The 19,052-nt window shown below is 46.1% G+C and carries 21 protein-coding genes and 1 riboswitch; of the genes, 3 read left to right on the plus strand and 18 right to left on the minus strand.

The window, feature by feature from the left end:
- Positions 1-129: 129 nt before the first annotated feature.
- The 3 genes from QF049_RS14415 to metA are packed head-to-tail and all read right to left on the minus strand — an operon-like array spanning position 130 to position 3,428.
- Entirely contained in the window at positions 130-1,302 is a 1,173-nt protein-coding gene (locus QF049_RS14415; RefSeq protein WP_036669808.1) for a trans-sulfuration enzyme family protein, read from the minus strand.
- A complete protein-coding gene (locus QF049_RS14420) occupies positions 1,299-2,486 on the minus strand; it encodes a PLP-dependent transferase (RefSeq protein ID WP_091032745.1) in 1,188 nt (395 codons plus the stop codon). Before QF049_RS14420 ends, QF049_RS14415 begins: the two co-directional genes overlap by 4 nt.
- A 24-nt stretch (positions 2,487-2,510) precedes the next feature.
- Positions 2,511-3,428: a homoserine O-acetyltransferase MetA gene (gene metA, locus QF049_RS14425; RefSeq protein ID WP_307538257.1), complete on the minus strand. Its 918-nt coding sequence runs from the start codon at positions 3,426-3,428 to the stop codon at positions 2,511-2,513.
- Between the two features lie 236 nt (positions 3,429-3,664).
- Positions 3,665-3,788: riboswitch (SAM riboswitch) on the minus strand.
- A 451-nt stretch (positions 3,789-4,239) separates the two neighbouring features.
- Between metA and corA the strand changes: the two genes are divergently transcribed.
- The gene (corA, locus tag QF049_RS14430) at positions 4,240-5,175 is read left to right on the plus strand and encodes a magnesium/cobalt transporter CorA (protein ID WP_307538259.1); all 936 of its coding nucleotides are present in this window, start codon (positions 4,240-4,242) and stop codon (positions 5,173-5,175) included.
- Positions 5,176-5,246: 71 nt separating this feature from the next.
- On the opposite strand, the gene QF049_RS14435 is transcribed toward corA, so the two are convergent.
- The 8 genes from QF049_RS14435 to QF049_RS14470 form a co-directional block, all read right to left on the minus strand.
- Complete coding sequence (locus QF049_RS14435; RefSeq protein WP_047844208.1) at positions 5,247-6,248, minus strand: HRDC domain-containing protein; 1,002 nt, start codon at positions 6,246-6,248, stop codon at positions 5,247-5,249.
- 162 nt (positions 6,249-6,410) lie between these two features.
- Positions 6,411-7,304 (minus strand): ROK family protein, encoded by an 894-nt coding sequence (locus tag QF049_RS14440; protein ID WP_307538262.1) that lies wholly within the window; start codon positions 7,302-7,304, stop codon positions 6,411-6,413.
- A 72-nt stretch (positions 7,305-7,376) separates the two neighbouring features.
- Positions 7,377-8,063: an MOSC domain-containing protein gene (locus QF049_RS14445; RefSeq protein ID WP_307538264.1), complete on the minus strand. Its 687-nt coding sequence runs from the start codon at positions 8,061-8,063 to the stop codon at positions 7,377-7,379.
- A gap of 30 nt (positions 8,064-8,093) precedes the next feature.
- A complete protein-coding gene (locus QF049_RS14450) occupies positions 8,094-9,200 on the minus strand; it encodes a phosphodiester glycosidase family protein (RefSeq protein ID WP_307538266.1) in 1,107 nt (368 codons plus the stop codon).
- Positions 9,201-9,205: 5 nt separating this feature from the next.
- Positions 9,206-10,099 carry a 5'-3' exonuclease gene (locus tag QF049_RS14455; RefSeq protein WP_017689620.1) on the minus strand — a complete coding sequence of 298 codons (894 nt, stop codon included), beginning with the start codon at positions 10,097-10,099 and terminating at the stop codon, positions 9,206-9,208.
- Positions 10,100-10,237: 138 nt separating this feature from the next.
- Positions 10,238-10,603, minus strand: coding sequence for an arsenate reductase family protein (locus tag QF049_RS14460; protein ID WP_307538268.1), 366 nt, complete (start codon positions 10,601-10,603; stop codon positions 10,238-10,240).
- 409 nt (positions 10,604-11,012) lie between these two features.
- Positions 11,013-11,996, minus strand: coding sequence for an RluA family pseudouridine synthase (locus QF049_RS14465; RefSeq protein WP_307538270.1), 984 nt, complete (start codon positions 11,994-11,996; stop codon positions 11,013-11,015).
- On the minus strand, positions 11,993-12,568 hold the full coding sequence (locus QF049_RS14470) for a cob(I)yrinic acid a,c-diamide adenosyltransferase (RefSeq protein ID WP_307538272.1): 576 nt from the start codon (positions 12,566-12,568) through the stop codon (positions 11,993-11,995). Before QF049_RS14470 ends, QF049_RS14465 begins: the two co-directional genes overlap by 4 nt.
- A 148-nt stretch (positions 12,569-12,716) precedes the next feature.
- Here QF049_RS14470 and QF049_RS14475 point away from each other — a divergent pair, with 148 nt between their 5' ends.
- A complete protein-coding gene (locus QF049_RS14475; RefSeq protein WP_307538274.1) occupies positions 12,717-13,328 on the plus strand; it encodes a DedA family protein in 612 nt (203 codons plus the stop codon).
- Between the two features lie 89 nt (positions 13,329-13,417).
- On the opposite strand, the gene QF049_RS14480 is transcribed toward QF049_RS14475, so the two are convergent.
- The 7 genes from QF049_RS14480 to QF049_RS14510 form a co-directional block, all read right to left on the minus strand.
- Complete coding sequence (locus QF049_RS14480) at positions 13,418-13,960, minus strand: bifunctional adenosylcobinamide kinase/adenosylcobinamide-phosphate guanylyltransferase (RefSeq protein ID WP_076209196.1); 543 nt, start codon at positions 13,958-13,960, stop codon at positions 13,418-13,420.
- Between the two features lie 37 nt (positions 13,961-13,997).
- Positions 13,998-14,549, minus strand: coding sequence for a type 2 periplasmic-binding domain-containing protein (locus QF049_RS14485; RefSeq protein ID WP_307538276.1), 552 nt, complete (start codon positions 14,547-14,549; stop codon positions 13,998-14,000).
- Between the two features lie 168 nt (positions 14,550-14,717).
- Positions 14,718-14,939, minus strand: a complete 222-nt coding sequence (locus tag QF049_RS14490) for an aspartyl-phosphate phosphatase Spo0E family protein (protein WP_307543258.1) — start codon at positions 14,937-14,939, stop codon at positions 14,718-14,720.
- A 187-nt stretch (positions 14,940-15,126) separates the two neighbouring features.
- Positions 15,127-16,335 (minus strand): aminotransferase class I/II-fold pyridoxal phosphate-dependent enzyme, encoded by a 1,209-nt coding sequence (locus QF049_RS14495; RefSeq protein WP_036610094.1) that lies wholly within the window; start codon positions 16,333-16,335, stop codon positions 15,127-15,129.
- Positions 16,336-16,348: 13 nt separating this feature from the next.
- A complete protein-coding gene (locus QF049_RS14500) occupies positions 16,349-16,849 on the minus strand; it encodes an Lrp/AsnC family transcriptional regulator (protein WP_024628343.1) in 501 nt (166 codons plus the stop codon).
- A gap of 160 nt (positions 16,850-17,009) precedes the next feature.
- The gene (locus QF049_RS14505; RefSeq protein WP_124113698.1) at positions 17,010-17,405 is read right to left on the minus strand and encodes a spore coat protein; all 396 of its coding nucleotides are present in this window, start codon (positions 17,403-17,405) and stop codon (positions 17,010-17,012) included.
- Between the two features lie 46 nt (positions 17,406-17,451).
- The gene (locus QF049_RS14510) at positions 17,452-17,685 is read right to left on the minus strand and encodes a hypothetical protein (protein WP_307538278.1); all 234 of its coding nucleotides are present in this window, start codon (positions 17,683-17,685) and stop codon (positions 17,452-17,454) included.
- Positions 17,686-17,782: 97 nt separating this feature from the next.
- Here QF049_RS14510 and QF049_RS14515 point away from each other — a divergent pair, with 97 nt between their 5' ends.
- Positions 17,783-19,003: an NAD(P)/FAD-dependent oxidoreductase gene (locus QF049_RS14515; protein ID WP_307538280.1), complete on the plus strand. Its 1,221-nt coding sequence runs from the start codon at positions 17,783-17,785 to the stop codon at positions 19,001-19,003.
- Positions 19,004-19,052 lie beyond the last annotated feature (49 nt).

The following is a 19,052-nucleotide window of genomic DNA, read 5'->3' on the forward strand; positions in this document are numbered from 1 at the left end:
ACAGGTTACATGTGAAAAAAAGCACCTTATGTACAGGTGCTTTAAAAATAAGTAAAAATTTTTACATATGGAATGGAGTTTATTCGAGATTAAGTGATACGCATCGGCGTATTCGGTCATCCACTTTTACTAGGATTCCTGAAGTGCTTGCTCCAAATCTACAATGAGATCTTCGATATCTTCCAGACCTACGGAGAAGCGCAGCAGCCCATCTGTAATGCCACGGTCACGGCGAACCTCAGCCGGCATTGCCGCATGAGACATCATAGCTGGGTAGGACAGAATACTCTCCACAGCTCCCAAGCTTACAGCAACAATAGGTAGCTTCACCCGGTTAAGAACTGCTTTTGCGCGATCACCTGAACCGACGTCAAATGAAACGACAGCTCCATATCCTGTGGACTGGCGCTCATGTGCCTCACGGCCCGGATGATCCTCCAATCCAGGATAAAAGACAGCGGTAATATCACTGCGCTCATTAAGCCATGCCGCCAGTTTGGCTGTGCTCCGTTCACTATGAGCCATGCGAGCCCCCAAGGTTTTCATCCCGCGCATCAGAAGCCAGGATTCTTGTGCCCCGAGTACAGTTCCAAGTCCATTTTGCAACTGTTTCAGTTGTACGCCAAGTGATTCCGTGCGAGCAACAGCTAACCCAGCCAGTACATCACTGTGACCTCCGAGAAACTTCGTAGCACTATGTACGACGATGTCCACACCAAGCTCAATTGGACGCTGATAGTAAGGTGTCATAAAAGTGTTATCCAGTATCGTGATCAGGTCATGTTCCTTCGACCAGTCAGTTACGGCAGCGATATCCGTAATTCGCAGTGTAGGGTTGGACGGTGTTTCCATATAAACTGCCTTGGTGTTTGGCTTGAGTGCCGCTTTTACTTCATCTATATTGGTCATGTCTACAAAGGTCGTCTCGATCTGCATACGGCTTAATATGGAAGTAAGCAAACGATACGTACCTCCATATACGTCTTCCGTTACAATCATGTGGTCCCCTGCGGAGAACATCATGAACACGCTTGAAATCGCAGCCATCCCCGAAGAATAGGCAAAACCTCGTGCGCCGCCCTCCAGCAGTGTGATGTAATCTTCCAGAGCCTGGCGTGTCGGATTACCCGAACGACTGTAATCATGTTGAGGCGGATTGAAGATATCAAAATGATGGAAGGTTGATGCTTGATAGATCGGTACACTGGAGGCTCCGGTCGTTTTGTCAATCTCATCGCCAAAATGGAGCAATTTGGTATCAAATTTTAACTCGGAATTGGGCTTGTTGTTGGACTCACTCATGAGTGCACGCCTCCTTCCACTTCCTGTTGTGCAGCTGTCAGCGCATTGCCGAGATCTGCAATCAGATCATCCGCATGTTCAATGCCTACGGAGAACCGGAGCAAACGGTCATCCACACCTACGGCGTCACGAATTTCAAGCGGAATATCCGCATGAGTCTGTACTGCCGGATAAGTCATGAGTGATTCGACTCCGCCGAGACTTTCGGCAAAAGCAATGAGTTTGATATGACGCAGCAACGGTTCAACATAACGTGCATCCTTCACTTTGAAAGAGAAGATACCTGTGTTACCGGTGGATTGTTTATTCTGTATTTCATACCCCGGATGATCGGATAGGCCTGGATGATACACTTCAACCACCGCTGGGTGCTCAAGCAAGTATTTAGCAATAGTAAGTGCATTGTGCTCATGACGCTCCATGCGAAGAGCCAGCGTTTTCATACCTTTCATCAACTGGTAGGAGTCACTTGGAGACAATACCGCTCCAATGGAATTATGCAAGAACGCCATCTCTGCAGATAACGCCTCACCTTTGGTAATAATTAGTCCAGCGAGCACATCATTGTGTCCACCCAGATATTTGGTAGCGCTATGAATGATGATATCGGCACCCAGTTCAATCGGACGTTGGAAAAATGGAGTCAACAACGTGTTGTCAACAATGGTCAACAGGTTGTAACTTTTCGCCCAGGAAGCAACGGCTTCCACATCTGTGATCATCATCAGTGGATTGGTTGGTGTCTCAATAAATACAGCTTTTGTATTCGGCTGACGAACCTTCTCCAGTGCTGCAAGGTCATTCGTGTCCACATAACTTGCAGTTACGCCGAAACGGGACAGAATACGTTCCAGCAGACGATAGGTTCCACCATACAGATCCAGCGATACAATCAGATGATCCCCTTGACCAAACATGGCAAAAATCGTTTGCAGCGCGGCCATTCCCGAGCTACAGGCAAACCCTGCATCACCGGACTCCAGCGCTGCGGCGGCTTCTTCCAATACTTTACGGGTTGGATTAGTCGTACGGATATAATCAAACCCCGTGCTTTGTCCAAGCTTCGGGTGGCGAAACGCAGTGGATTGATAGATCGGAAAGTTAATGGCGCCTGTTACCGGTTCATTGATGGACCCAATTTGTGCTAAGCGGCTTTCGATTTTCAACTTGTTGTTGTCTTCCATTGCTGCATCCTCCTGTAATCTCGATTAGATTTGCGGGCCAATATCGTAAGGTGTTTCTTGATACACATAGTAATTGAGCCAGTTAGAGAATAATAAGTTGGCATGAGCGCGCCAAGTAGCCGGTGGCACACGGGAAGGGTCGTCATCCGGATAATAATGTCTAGGCAATGCGATATCCAACCCTTTGGCTGCATCCCGGTCATACTCCCACTTTAATGAGAATGGGTCATACTCGGCATGTCCTGTGGCAAAAATCTGTTTGCCGTCTTTGGTAGCAACCAGGAAGATCCCCGCTTCCTCGGATTCAGCCAAAATCTCTAAATTCTCATTCTTTTCAATATCTTCGCGTCTCACTTCCGTATGACGGGAATGTGGAACGTTGAATACTTCATCGAATCCACGCAACAACGGAACATGTGGTTTATTAATGGTATGTGGGAAAACGCCAAAACACTTTTCATCAAGTGCAACCTTGGGTACGTCAAAATGATGGTATAAACCTGCCTGGGAAGCCCAACATATGTGGAGGGTTGAAGTCACATTGGTTTTGGTCCATTCGAAGATCTCCTGGATTTCATTCCAATAGTTCACGTCTTCGAAATCCATCTGTTCCACCGGGGCACCCGTAATAATCATTCCATCGAAACGGCGGTGCTCAATCTCATCGAAGGTTTTATAGAACAAATCCAAATACTCTTGAGACGTATTCTTTGACGTATGGGATTTGGGATGTACGAGAACGACATCCACCTGAATAGGCGTGTTTCCCACCAGACGAAGCAATTGTGTTTCGGTCGTTTCCTTTGTGGGCATCAGGTTTAATATAGCGATACGGAGTGGACGAATATCCTGCTGATATGCAGAAGTTTCATCCATGACGAAGATATTCTCTCCTTCAAGTACTTCTTTTGCTGGTAGAGTATCAGGTATTTTGATTGGCATAGTAAATCTAACTCCTCCTTGTGCATAGATAGATGCAGCCACCCCTGGCTTGATGTCTTCACATCAATACAGTTATAGACTGCCTCGAGCTTGTAAAAACATTGAATTGCTCTTTCATCCAACGTTACAAACAACCTCAAGTTCCTTAGCGAAAATCACTGCTGAGAAGTCGGGGCATATGACAAAGACCTTCCTCGGATTTCGAGAAAGGTCATATGTAAAATAGATATGCGCCTCTCTCATCTCTCAGTTACAACAGTGCCACTTGACACTTAGTCGCTGCAAGAATTAGCACCGTGCGGTATACCGCCGGTTGCCGGGTTTCATCGGGCCAGTCCCTCCACCTACTCTTGATAAGATTTCGCTGTATTAGATTGTAATTTAATATGGTTCACCGTCTACTTTATTACATTAATGCCCTCACGTCAAGATGCAGTTCGATGTCTGCTTCCCAGATCGGAACCGTTCATCATCCGTTGTCATACACTGCCTCAGGGCGCGAAATAGACACATTTTTGCGCTTGAAAGCACCCTGTACCAGCGGTATACTAAACAAGGTGTTCTAAACCCTTATGTGAGAGGTGACATATTAAATGGATGGCGACCCGAGGCCTGACTGGCAGCCGAATTCCGACAAACTGCATAGAGAATTGACATCAGCATGCCGGCAGCGGGACGTGACTTCCGTTTGATTATATAGTGTACGCAGCCCTGATCTCCAGGCTCCGCTGCCGACCGGCTGATTTGTTCTTTTTGCGCCCATAATGATAATATCCGCCAAGTTGGCGGGTGCAGAAGGAGTAGATTAACGATGAAAATCCGGTTGGTAAACAACGGTGTATTTATTCCGGTGGACGACATTCAGCAGGCGCTGACTCCACCAGCGGAAGGATTTTACTGGATTGATGCAGACGTAGACGATTTGTCGGTACTTCAGCCGCTGTTCTTGATGCATGATCTGGCTGTGGAAGACTGTCTTAGTGACGAAGAACAACGTCCGAAGATTGAAATTTATGAGAACCATTATTTTATTGTGATTAATAGCATCCGTTTCGATGATGAAGAGATATTTCTACGTGCGGTGAACTTATTCCTCGGCAGACATTTCATTATTAGTGTTACCAAGCAAAAGGTCAGCGAATTGCGCACACTGAAACCAATCCTGTGGGAACAGGAAATCAGTACACCGGATCGTCTGCTGTATTTGCTGGTTGACTTGATTGTTGATAATTATTTCACCGTAGGTGACCGAATTGAAGCACGGATCGAGAAGCTTGAGGAAGACATTCTGATGCACACCAAAAAGTCACATCTGAATGAAATTATCGGGCTACGCAGTGAGATTCTGTGGCTGAAAAAAGTGCTCGGACCTCAGAAAGAGGTCATTAACACCTTGAACAAAAAAGATCTGCGTCTCATTGATGATCAACTGCAAAAGTATTTCAGTGACATCTATGAGAATGCTGTAAAAATATCTGAAACCTTTGAGACTTATCGCGACCTGATGGGCAACTTGCGAGAAGCCTACCAATCCAGTATTGCGAACCGGGCGAATGAGATCATGCGTGTATTTACCGCCATTACCACGGTCTTTATGCCGCTGACGGTCATTACCGGTATATACGGCATGAACTTTACGAATATGCCAGAGCTTAACTGGAAATACAGCTATTTTGTTGTGATTGGCCTGATGGTTACACTGGGCCTGAGCATGTTCTTCATTTTCCGCAAGAAAGACTGGGTATGAACTCGTATGAAATAACAAAGACGAAGCGCTCCTCCGGGAGAAAACGCCTCGTCTTTTTTCATTTCTAATCATTAACCAACATTCTTCTCTGTCTCTGCGTGCCGACGAAAGCGGATTCGAATCATGCGCAGTCTTTCATAGACCTGCTCCAGACTTCCTCCATCGGGTTTCTCTCCTCCATACACCTTATGTAATACTGGCTTCAGGAACGTATCTCCCAGCTCCTCATACGCACTCCATACGGCCTCTTGTTCGTTCTCTGGCATCACTGCCAGCTCCACATCAAGAAGACAATCGGTGTCATAACCTTCGTGATCCAGTGCCTCTAACAGCTCAACCAACTCACGTCGGGATAATCCGGATCGATTAACAATCTCCTCTAACGTATACCCTTCCTTCATGCCTTCAAGCACCTGCTTACGCGTGGTGAACTTATCAAGTTCCTGCTTATACTTCTGCTCTCTCTGCTTGTATAACCAACTCTCATACTCTTCTTCCTTCAGCGCCGTGTATACCCAGTCCAGCGGGAATGTCGTTGAACGCTCCAACCCGTTTGTAATCTCCATCCATTCCGTACCATACTCAGTTGCTTTGCTCTCTCCTACGCCCGGCAGTTGCATCAGTTCATCCAGCGATTGCGGAACAAAGGCACTGATCAAACGCAGCAAACGATTTGTTGCAATAAAATACGGTGCCTTCCGGTCAGACACAGCTCTCTTCCTGCGCCATGTGCACAGATCCGTATATAATTGCTCATTGCCGTATAACTCACTGTAACAATGGAGCCGCTGTCCACCATAACTGCGTGACTTCAGATCATCATTCTCATGAAATAACCCCTGCAACTGCGGTCGGTACCCCTCACTCATCTGTATGGCAAGCTGATGACGGTAAATATGAAGCAGCTCCTCCCAAGAAGTCCCTTCATACCAGATGCTGTCCTCACGCTCTCCTTCCTCGTAGCGACTCCATCCCAGCTGCCAACTATCTTCCTCTTCCCCAATCCATAACTGTGCATACTCTGCATTCTGATCTGACATTCTGGACAATCTGTTCATGAAAATGACTTCCATTTTCGTTCCCTCCCTTTGAATATTCAGCTTATACGAGTTAGAGATACTACCTATAGGCAGCACAAAAAAAAACACCCCTCCTGCAAAATCCATGCAAGAGAGGTGCTTCCTCATTAACCGTACTATGCTGTTGCCCATATCATACCACAATGGTAAAATTCGTCAATCCCTTAATGACCTACTATTCAATGCCAACTTGGCAAGCGCCAGCGAACCACACAGCCCTGCATTGTCGCCAAGTCCTGGTGAAACAACATACTGGTCAATGTCGGATTGAAGTGCCGGATGCTGAACGTATCCAGCCAGCAACTCCTGCAGTTTGCTACGCACCATCGGGAACAGGTGCTCCTGCTTCATTACTCCGCCACCCATGACGATTTTCTGCGGAGAAAGAATGAGAACATAATTCATCAGTGCATGTGCCAGGTAATGTGCTTCGATCTCCCAAGCTTTATGATCTGCAGGCAGTTCATAAGCCGGTTGCTCCCAACGTTTGTTAATGGCCGGTCCTGCTGCAAGACCTTCGAGGCAGTCACCATGATACGGACAGAAACCCTCGTATGTATCCTCCGGATGTCTGCGTACAATGATATGTCCCATCTCTGGATGTGACAATCCATGGACCATTTTACCGCCAACCACAGCACCTGCACCAATACCTGTACCCACAGTGATATACAGACAGCTCTCAAGGCCTTGTGCAGCGCCCCAGGTTGCTTCTCCAAGTGCCGCACCATTCACATCCGTATCAAATGTCATCGGCACATCAAAATGCTCCTTGAGCTTGCCAATCACGTTATACTGTCCCCAATGTGGTTTAGGTGTTGTTGTGATATATCCATATGTTGGGCTTCCTTCAATCGGATCAATCGGACCGAATGAACCTACGCCCAGAGCTTCAATGCCTTTGCCTTCAAAAAATGAAATCACTTGAGCCATTGTCTCTTCCGGTGTTGTTGTTGGAAAACTTACGCGTTCCAAAACTTCTCCGTTTTCTGTGCCAATACCACATACAAATTTGGTTCCGCCTGCTTCAATTGCGCCTAAGATCGTCATGTTAGTCACACTCCCAAGTTAGTTTAAAAAGGAATTCGGATTACTTTACTTGATGACACTATAATTACCCTGCTACTTGTTCTCCAGCTTGGACAATCGTTTCATTAACGTTTGCCTCCAGCTGTCTGACAGCGCAGGAATGGCCAGCAACGCCTGAATACCTTCGACATTTTCTTTCTCCTGATGCATGATTCGATTGGCTTCAAGAACCGTCATTGATGCAGGATCGGTGCTGATCCGTCGAAATATCGATGAAGGGCCTACCTCACCTTCTTGCAGTACACGAAAGTAAAAGCCGGTATATCCACTCTCCTGAAAATAAACAGGCAGCTCCTTATAGTCATACCTCGCACCCAGCTTGAAGCAAGGTTGTCTGGGCTGACTGACCTGCACTGTGGCTTCGCCCAACTCGTAAACATCACCAATCCGGACGTCTTCTTCGGCACAGCCTTCAACCGTCAGATTTTCTCCACAAGCTCCCCAATCCAGCTTGCGATCCATCAGTTGTTCCAGCGCCGGATAACGACTGTAATCGTATACACAAATGGCTTTGTCAGGGCCGCCATGATGCACCATATCTGCCTGCGCGTCCCCTGTCATTCCAGTGAATGACAGGAAAACCGCGTCGGATACAGGATGTTTCACAATGCCGCTCAGCACTTCACGCTTCTGCCCAGGGAGCGGCTGCGGCAGTCCTACATTAATGGCCAGAACAGCTGTATTGCCCTCCCCTGGCTTTCGATCAGATGTGAGTGTCATTTGCGTCATACCTCCCAAAATCACTTTCTTTTAACGCACAGAGCCGCCAAATACGAGTGTATTACTCAAGAGCCGGCCTGGAGAAGTCAGCATTTTGCCCCCGGCATACAAACCCGAGGAAGCACCGCCATCCAGATTCATGGCCTGTTTGGCACCAAGCTTCTGCATCACCGCTGCCCACTCCTTGATTGTTGCTCCGGAAACAGTAGCCAGCATTACGGAACCATCCGCCATGATGGCGATACCACTTCTGGCTCCGGAAGCATTAAGAATCTTGGCATCCTTGAAACCTTCGCTCGTCGGATTGACAGCTACCTTGCCGTCTTTCACCAGACGGGGTCCTGCTCCCACGGCAGTCACTACATCTTGCCAAGGGATCTCTTTGCCTGCTGCGTTCGTATACTTATAATTCATTTCTACGGTCGAACCAACTGTAAAACGGTCCGAAGAAGACTTCTGATTACCTGTGAAGACCAATACCGAGCCATTCTTAGGAATCGCTACATTTGTATTGGGCACTTTTTTGGTCACGATACCTTTCTCCATAACAACCGCAGTGCCACCTTTGAACCCGACTGTGGCACCTCGTTCAGGGGTATACAGCATCGTAATGCTTGCGTTCGCTGAAGGTGTTCGATTAATAAAGGTTGCATACCAACTGCGTGATTTACCTTTGGTATCCGTTACTTTACCTGTCAAACTCACCTGAAGTGAATCCATGATCGCCGAGCCGTCTTCCTTAAATCCGATGGATGTCCCGTATCTTCCAATATGTATGACCTTACCATTTGCTATTAACATGCCATATGGATCTGGTGCTCCGTTGTATGCTTCAAAAAATGCTCCGTTAATGGCTGCTTGTGCACCATAGGCTTTCACAATCGATGGCAATGTTGCCGTCTGGCCAACTTGCTTCTTCGCGAGTCCCACGGTAACCGGTGTTCCCTTCGGAATCGAAACGGTCTGTACGGTAAAATTACGTCCTGCTGCTTTTACTTTCTGTACTTTGGTGCTAATTGCTGCTTTGGCATCCACTGTCTGTGGTGCACTTACTGCTCCCGAAAGAATTACGGGGAAGGCCAGGACGAGGGCCATAGCCCCTGTCCACCACTTTTTGCCTGTTCGTACGTTCTTCATGTTGCTCACCCTATTGCCACTCCCATCCAAGAGCCAAGGCTCTTCATCTCAAGTTGTTCAAACTTGTCCATCACCATATCCGGATCAAGACGCAATTCACAGATATCCAGCGCACAGGCAACCGGAACAGCACAATGAATCTCTGCCAGTTTGCGGGACAGATGAAGCATGTCCAGATCATTCTCAATCTTGTTACGCACCGAAGGGGTCAGTTTATCCATGTTGCTCAAAATCCCTTCAATGGAGCCGTATTCCTGTACAAGCTTCAACGCTGTTTTCTCACCAATTCCCCGCACTCCGGGATAATTGTCGCTGGCATCTCCCATCAGACCCTTCATGTCAATCACTTGACGAGGTGTCAGTTGTTTCTCTGCCATGAGCGTTTCAGGATTATACACCATGTAGTTGCCATGGCCTTTTTTCATAATAATGATACTCGTGCGGTCATTGATCAGTTGCAACATGTCGTGGTCACCCGTCAGTACCATAACATTCATATCTGTCTCTTCGGTATAATACTTCGCAAGCGTCCCGATACAATCGTCGGCTTCGAATCCTTGTGCACCTATATTCGGAATACCCAGGCTATCCATCACTTCACGAATCAGGGCAAACTGGGGAATCAGGTCATCCGGAGCTTCGGCCCGGTTGCCTTTGTAGGCTGCATATTCTTCACCGCGGAACGTCTTACCGCCCATATCCCAACAACATACGACATGACTTGGCCCAAAAGTCTGAACCGCATCCCAGAAATAACGGATAAATCCGTAGACTGCGTTGGTAGGCAATCCTGCCTTTGTACGTCTGATATATCCGCTTGCAGATGTCGCATAAAAAGCACGGAACAACACCGCCATACCGTCTACCAGCAACAAAGTAGGTTCATTACGTTGATTCACTTGAATTTGTTCTCTCCTATCTAAATCTAGCATATAAAATACGAAACTAATTCTATCATTATAGCATAGTTCCGCCAACCATCGTTCAGCCAAAAAAGCCCTGAATTTTGAACAATTCAAGGCTGATATTCAGCGTGTTTATGCGTTGTTCCATTCCTGCTCGTACGTTTCTTCCTTGAATCCAACCGTCACCTTTTCTCCATCCGTAACGATCGGACGTTTGATCAGCCGACCATTGGAAGCCAACAAACGAATCTGTTCATCAGCGGACATGCCCGGAAGCTTGTCCTTCAATTGTTGTTCTTTGTACACTTCCCCGCTCGTATTAAAGAACTTTTTCACTTCCAGTCCACACTTTTGGATGAGTTCTGTTAGTTCAGATTCTGATGGCGGTGAGTCGAAAATAGGGATTAACTCCAGCTCATGTCCTTGCGCTTCAAGCCATTTTACAGCTTTGCGGCATGTGCCGCATTTGGCATACTGATATACTTTTAAGTTGCTCATCGTATGTTTCCTCCTGTGGCTCCGATGTGGCTCCGGTTTCGACTTCTCGCTTCCCTTGGTTTGCTTCGCAAATCCAAAAGTCGCTCCAAATCGATACCATCGCCATGTAATTTTACTGACTTTGGCGAATGAGATCAAAAACACACATTCGGCTATATCTTTTCGGATCAAAATCTTACAGCTTTTATATCCTTAAAAGCTTTTGAGATTTGAATTCTTGAAATATTTAACATGAAATGGGTAAACATCAATACATTAAACCATAAAGATTAGCCTACGGCATACTGTTCGGGTGCAGGAAGCATCCCTCACAAGGATTAGCAAACAGCATTGAACCCCAAACAGGACGGGCCTTGCACAAGCTACGGCAAAGGGTTCATATCTTAGGGAAGTGCTCCGACGCTCTCTCTTAGAGCATCTCCCTTGGAGCTGCCTCATCATTCAAACGCTGCTCCAGCGCGGCCATATCTGCTGGAAAAGGAGCCTGGAACGTTATGCGTTCCTGTAGAATGGGATGTTCAAACGTCAATTCACAAGCGTGTAATGCCTGGCGTTCGATCCAGCTGTCCCGTACTTCCCGAACAGCCATGGTCTGCTCATCGATCTCGTGTACAGGTAGTGTCTTGTACATTCGATCACCGATCAATGGGCAACCAATGGACGTCATATGTACCCTGATCTGATGGGTTCTGCCACTTTCCAGCTTGAGACTTATCGCACTGGCGCTGCCTTCTGCCCAGCGTGTTAAGGTTGTGTACAGCGTTCTTGCAGCGTAGCCACCAGATGTAACGATTCGGCGGTGTGGCTCTTCAGGATCGCGATCAATCGGGCCATCTACTGCCCCCTGTTCTGGGACAGGGCTGCCGTGCACAAGTGCAATATATTTCTTATCCACTGTTCCTGCAATCATCTGTTCGGACACATGCTGATGCACATAAGGGTTCTTGGCTATGGCCAGCACACCTGACGTTTCCTGATCAAGTCGATGAATCGGTCTGAACCGGAAGCGCTCGCCCTTGGATTTCCAGTAATGAACAACGCCATTTGCCAATGTACCCGTGTAATGTCCATGTGTCGGATGAACGATGATGCCCGCATCCTTGTTGACAATAAGCAAGTGCTCATCTTCATACAGAACGGTAAAGGGAATAGGTTCAGGCAAAATATCATCCGATTCCTCTTGCTCCATCCGAACTTCAACGACATCACCCGCAGCTACCTTGACGCTAATGTATACGCGCTCTCCATTAAGCATGACACCTTGCTCCGTCAGCTTAATTTTAGATAAAAGCTTACGCGACACCAGCAACCGGCGCTGAAGCACGGTCTTCAGCAGCCAGCCATCTTCTTGTTCGGTCACCGTGTAGACAATCGGCGAATAATATTGGCTCATTCTTTGCGGCGGAAGACTTTTTTGCTCCGCACATATTCAATATCCGCCACCTGTTGTCTCGCGTTGGCCGTCCGTGCAACCACGAAGAAGTAATCAGACAGTCGGTTTAGATACCGTCGTACAGACGGATTAATATCTGTACGTTGTCCAAGTGTTACCGTGCGACGCTCTGCGCGACGACATACAGTACGGCACACATGAAGAGCAGAAGACAGCTGACTGCCACCAGGAATAATGAATCGTTCCACTTTTGGATTCTCTGCATCATACTGGTCGATCCATTGTTCCAGACGTGTGACCATTTCATCTCTCACCTTATATTTGGTCTCACTTATCTTCACAAAGGCCAGATCCGACCCGCAATCAAACAGTTCCTGCTGAACTTCCAGAAGATGCTCACGCAGATCTTCAAATTTCCCTTGAGCAGAGTCAATAAGGCTGATCGCCTGGCCTACAAAACAGTTTAACTCATCAATCGTGCCATAAGCCTCAACTCGGTCATCATCCTTGATGACGCGTCCACCGATGACCGAAGTCTGTCCTTCGTCACCTGTTCGTGTATATATGCCCATCGTTATCCCTCCAATTGGTAATATAATAATGAATACGGGAATGCCATTTTTTCAGAAACCCGTCTATCGCTTTACACGTATATAAGAATTGGTGTGCTCTGCCGAGTATACGACAAATCGAAGGAAACCAAAAGTAAAGGAGACGATTATGCAAAACTGGATAACCGATTTCATGGAACAATACGGCTACATAGGCATTGCACTCATTATTGCTCTTGAGAACGTATTTCCCCCGATTCCATCCGAAATCATCTTGCCGTTTGGCGGATTCATGACCACCTATACCAGTCTCACTCTTCCAGGAGTTATTATCGCCGCAACTATTGGCTCCGTCCTTGGTGCTGTTCTCCTGTATGGTATTGGACTACTCATTGACGTCGAACGCCTTGAAAAAATTGTGGAACGCTGGGGACATGTTCTGCGCATTAAAAAAGAGGATATCCACCGTGTCGATGCATGGTTTGACAAATATGGCATGTGGACCGTATTATTCTGCCGAATGGTTCCCCTCGTCCGTAGTCTTATCTCCATTCCCGCAGGCATGTCCAATATGAAATTTGGTTTATTCCTTCTCTTTACAACCATTGGTACATTGATCTGGAATGTCATTCTGGTCTGCGTTGGTGCTGCGCTTGGCGCATCATGGGAGAGCATTTTGCACTTTATGGACGTCTATTCCATTGTAGTGTACGTCATCCTGGCCATCATTGTCATCGGATGTATTTTCTGGTGGATCAGACGTAGCAAAAAGCAGAAATAAAAAGGACAGATAAATAAATAAATAAAGCCTCCTCGCCACCAATTCGTGGTTAAGGAGGCTTCTTTATGTCACCCGTTTATGTCATCTCGCTATCGTTCATCTTCATTTCGCATGCCCTGACTCTTAAGATCGATAGCCAGACCAGATACAAGCATGTACATCTTTTCAGCATGTATCTGCAGCATCCGGTTAACCGAAGCCATTCTCGCTGTAAATATTCGTTCTTCTTCGGTAGGATGCAATGTGCCATGCATTTCATTGGTAATCACAAGCAACTTCCCCTGATAAGACAATAAAGCATCAAGCAAAAGCTGTGTCTCTGAACGCTGATGATCCAGATCCTCTGTTGCCCTGAAACCGGCAGCCATCCAGGAGGTCAGACTGTCTACAATTACAATTCGCTGATCCGCCAAAAACAGATTGGATTCCCGATTAATCTGGGTGATCACCTCTGTCAGATGCTGACCGTTCCCGGCATGAATGGCACGATAATGAGCGGATGGCAATTCGGGAATAACGGGATCATGATCACCGGTGGATAAATATACACCCTCCCGGCTAATTCCGGCTGCGTACTTGAGGGCAAACCGGGTTTTACCACTACCTATGCCGCCTGTGACCGTAATCAGCAATCCGCTTCCCTCCTTCCATAGCCATTCTGAATTTTCTTTACTCTGTCAGCGCCTTCAGCACTTTTTTGGATTCTTCGACATTGGAAGATGACACTGGAATGGTGGCGAACAAATTGCTCGCAGCATATTCTACATCTTTAAACATTTTCATATCCTCGAGTGGAATGCCGTAAAGATGTGATTCTTGCTTGAGATCTGAACCTCCATCTCCTTCACCCTTCTCTACCAATACTCCACCCTCAAATACACCACGTTCATACTTCTTGGGATCAAAGGTATCATCAAGCGGAACATTGGAACCATTACTTCCGTATTGTTTCATGTCGGATTCAGGCAATATGAAGATATCATGTCCCCCAGCCGCATACTCTACCATAATTTTCTGAACATCATACATCGCACTGGTGATCACTTCCACCTTGGGCTCCTCGCCCAGTTTCTGTTGCAGATTGGCCTGCAACTGCTCCGAGATCACAGATGGATTTCCTTGGTTATCAATGATAAAAACGGAAAATCCATCCTTCCCCCCACAACCAGCCAACAAAAAAATAACAGAAATGATCGCAGTAAGCCCCCAAAATCTCTTCATTCCAGTTCCCCCTTTAGTCTCTTACGTCCAATATATCACAATTGTTCCACGCAAAAAAATAACCTGGCTTATCGGGGGATATCCTTTGCTCTACACACAAAAAAGAAGACCCTCTCAGGTCTCCTTTTCTAACTCCATTAACGAAACGTTTCAAATCCAGCGAAAACGTTATTTCCCTTTAATCGGTTTAGCCTTCATGTATTCATTAATCTTTAGATCCAGCAAACTGCTGATTTCAATTACAATATCGGATGTGAATGATTTCTCTTCAAGGAAGATCTGTTCCATCTTGCGACGAAGCATATGAATCTCATCTTCCAAGGAAATGTCATGCAAAGATGCGTGATCAGGTTTCACCGACCATCGGTCGCCATGATCGCCTTCTGCCAGATAGTGCCCACGATTAGTCGGTAAATCATATTCAACACAAAACAAAGCCAACCCCTCCTTGGAAAAATGGTTTCCAAATTATGAAAACTTATTTCAAATTGAAATTATATCACAATATTTTGTAAAAGAAAGTTATTTTTTTACAATGATAAAATGTATATCTGTGTAAAAAGATTCTAATTTAGTATTAACCCTCTTTTTGCAGTTTGTAAACAAAGTTTCCGATTCGTTCCAACGCTTCATTCAATTGGGTTACGGAAGTAGCATACGAGCAACGCAAGAAGCCTTCACCCTGAGGACCAAAAACATTCCCAGGAACAGCAGCCACTTTATTCTCCGTTAACAATCGTTCAGCAAACAGGTCGGAACTCATACCCGTCTTTTGAATACTCGGGAATGCATAGAATGCTCCCTGAGGTTCGTGACAGTCAAGTCCAATATCTCGGAATCCCTGCACAATCAAACGTCTGCGTTGATTATACGATTCTACCATCCGGTCTTTCTCACCCAATCCATTCGTCAATGCCTCAAGTGCAGCAACCTGGCCCATGGCCGGTGCACACATTACCGTATACTGATGGATTTTAAGCATGGCTGCAATAAGTTCAGGGTGACCACACATATACCCAATCCGCCAGCCTGTCATTGCAAAAGCTTTGGAAAATCCGCTTACCAGAATGGTCCGCTCCTTCATATCAGGAATAGCAGCAAAGCTGACATGCTTTTGCGTATAGGTCAATTCAGCATATATTTCATCCGCAATCACGATCAGATCATGCTTTTTGATCACTTCAGCAATCGGCAGCCACTCTTCATAGGTCATGATGGCCCCTGTTGGATTACTCGGATAACACAGAATAACCACTTTCGACTTCGGAGTGATGCCTGCTTCAAGTGCTTCAGCCGTTAGCTTGAACTGATCTTTCGCATAGGTTTCAACACCAACCGGTATACCGCCACCGATTGAAGCAATTGGTGAATAGGCCACGTACGAAGGTTCAGGAATGAGAATCTCGTCGCCAGGTACGATTAATGCTCGCAAAGCCAAGTCAATCGCTTCACTGCCCCCCACGGTAACAATAATCTCATCCTTGGGATCGTATTTGGTATCAAACTGAGTATCCAGATATTCACTGATGGCTTCTCTCAACTTCGGCATACCTGCGTTGGATGTGTAGCTGGTCATACCTCTTTCCAGCGAGTATACACAAGCTTCACGCATATGCCAAGGTGTAACAAAATCAGGTTCACCCACACCTAATGTGATAATATCCTTGTTGTCTCCAACCAGATCAAAAAATTTGCGAATTCCGGATGGAGGTATCTGCTGCACGAGGGGTGCCAGATAAGATGTCATTTTCTTGTTGTTCCCGGTTGTCTGTTCATTCACTATCATGACACATCTTCCTTTACGGCGAGATCATGAGACGGTTGTCTTCCTGATGGTCTTCAAAGATAATCCCGTCCTGCTTATATTTTTTAAGAATAAAATTCGTTTTGGTTGAAAGTACAGAGTCAATCGGAGACAGTTTCTCCGACACGAAATTCGCGACTTCACGCAGGTTGCCACCTTCCACTTCAACGAGCAGATCGTATGCGCCTGACATGAGATATACGGACTTCACTTGCGGGTATAGATAAATGCGCTCAGCAATTCCTTCAAAGCCACGACCACGCTCCGGCGTAATCTGCACCTCAATCAGGGCCGTTACTTTCTCATCATCTATTTTACTCCAGTTCACGACGGTTGCGTATTTCACGATGACGTGGTCTTGTTCAAGCTGTGCCACGGCGTTCTTGATCTTGTCTTCCGACTCCCCCAGCAGCGTCGACAGCAGTGCGGGAGTCCTTCTCGCGTCTTCCTTTAGCAGATCCAGAACTTTTAATTGCAGATCGTTCAAATCTTTCATGGTTTTCCCTCCAGCGTCATCCAGGTTCCTGAAAATGAATTAATACTTATATTACATGAATTTAACGTTGATGCAAAGACAAAAGACCGCCTGCCCTGAATTCAGGCAAGCGGTGGTATGGTCCTGGATCGTTAGGTGCTTCAAACCTTTTTTGCAAAGGTTACATGTAATAAGGGTTACCGTAATTCGGTTGATGCTGCGGCACATTAGGAGCTTGGCTATATGAACTGTTCTGCGTATTCTTTTCCTGAATGAACTGTTGACACTTTTGTTGGGTCTGGTGGGCGGACTGAATTTGCTTGTCCACATCCTGACGAAGTGCTTTGGATGATGCGGAATACATGTTGTTTTGTTGCATCAGGTTGAACAGTTCACCTTGCAGTCTTAAAGTATCATTTGTTAAATCATTGAACATTCTCCGGGTTGTGGGGCAGGAAGATTCAGTAGTTGCTGTTGTATATTCACGTGAAGTTCGTCTTAAATCTGCAAGAATCGACTTCAACAAATCTTGTTCTTGCATAAAATTCCCACCAGATGACAAAGATTGAGTGTACACGTATTTTCCTCCTATTGCTTTGGAATAACTTATCATTGTTTGAGCTTTACTGGGATTGCGCTGGTGCAAGAGATTGATGTTGCTGTAACGTATTGACAAGAGTGTTCAGATGCTGTTCATGTGAGCGAACATAATGATTCAGTGCCTGTTGAATTTGCGGATTATGTGTGATGGAGGCTGTAGCTGCACATTGTTTGATCAGCATTTCCTCATTGGAGATAGAATCCGCGATATAGTTCAGTTCCTTGGGGCTCAGTGCTTGCATGTGTGAGTTTTGCATGTATGTCTGACCTCCTTAACCTAAAGTTATTGCGAATTTATTGTTACCCTAACCTGAAAAAGTATACTTCAACTACATTCTACAGAGGTGATTAATTGTGGAACTTATTAACGGGGAAACGTTCTGGCCAACCACCTTTGATTCTCATCCCCATTATCCTGTTTTGAAAGAAAATCTGTCCTGTGATTGCCTAGTCATCGGCGGTGGAATAGGAGGCGCACTCTCTGCCAAGCTTCTGATAGATCAGGGGATTGATACCGTTGTTATTGACAAAAGAGATATCGGTCATGGCAGCAGCATGGCAAATATGGGCCTGCTCCAATATGCGAACGACAAAACGCTCACCTCTTGTATCCAGACATTTGGAGAAGAACGCGGTGTTCGATTCTACGAATTATGCCGTGATGCCATGCAACATCTCGAAAAAATTTCATCGAAGCTTGAGATTGATCCTTGGTTTGTGCCTCGCACAAGTCTGTATTGCGCCAGTCACGAGGAAGATGTACCGTTGCTGGAGGAAGAATATCGTAACCTGAAACATTATGGATTTGATGTAGAGTTGTGGAATCAGGAAAAAATCAGTTCACTGTTCCCGTTCAGCAGACGCGCTGCACTATACACAAGCGGGGATGCTGAGGTTAATCCGTATCGTTTGGTTCATTCACTATTCCACTCAGCCTCACGTCAAGGAGCTAAAGTCTATGCTCATAGTGAATTCACCCACTGTGATTACGATGGAAATAGTGTCCTATGTTACACACCTCATGGCACTGTACATGCCAAACATGTTATTTTCTCAACAGGCTATGAAACACAAGAAATCAAAAAGGATAGAGACGCATACCTGCAAAGCACATATGCTATAGCTACCAAGCCAATACAGGATCTCAGCAGCTGGTATAAGCAGTGCATGATATGGGAGACCGAACGACCTTATCTATATATGCGCACGACTCCAGACGGAAGAATAATGGCTGGTGGACTTGATGAGCATAGTCCTCGAGATGAGCAACGGGCGATCAAGGCGGTTCATAAAGGTGAGATTTTGTTACAGAAGATTGCCGAGTATTTCCCATTACCTGATCTCGAAGTCGATTACGCTTGGGAAGCTGTCTTTGGAAGCACCCATGATGGTCTTCCGTTAATCGGTCCACACCCAGACTATCCGAATTCGTACTTTGTTGAAGGGTATGGAGGCAACGGTACCGTGTACAGTATGATTGCTGCCTCTCTGATTGTGGATGCCATTACGGGCAAGCAGAACCCTGATATGGATCTATTCTCACTTACACGTACAAGTAAACCATCTCCTGTATAACCAACTATATGAACCAATACAAATACAAACAGGGTACAGCACGAGGAAA

The sequence above is a fragment of the Paenibacillus sp. W4I10 genome (assembly GCF_030816325.1).
In the GTDB taxonomy this organism is placed as follows: Bacteria; Bacillota; Bacilli; order Paenibacillales; family Paenibacillaceae; genus Paenibacillus; species Paenibacillus amylolyticus_B.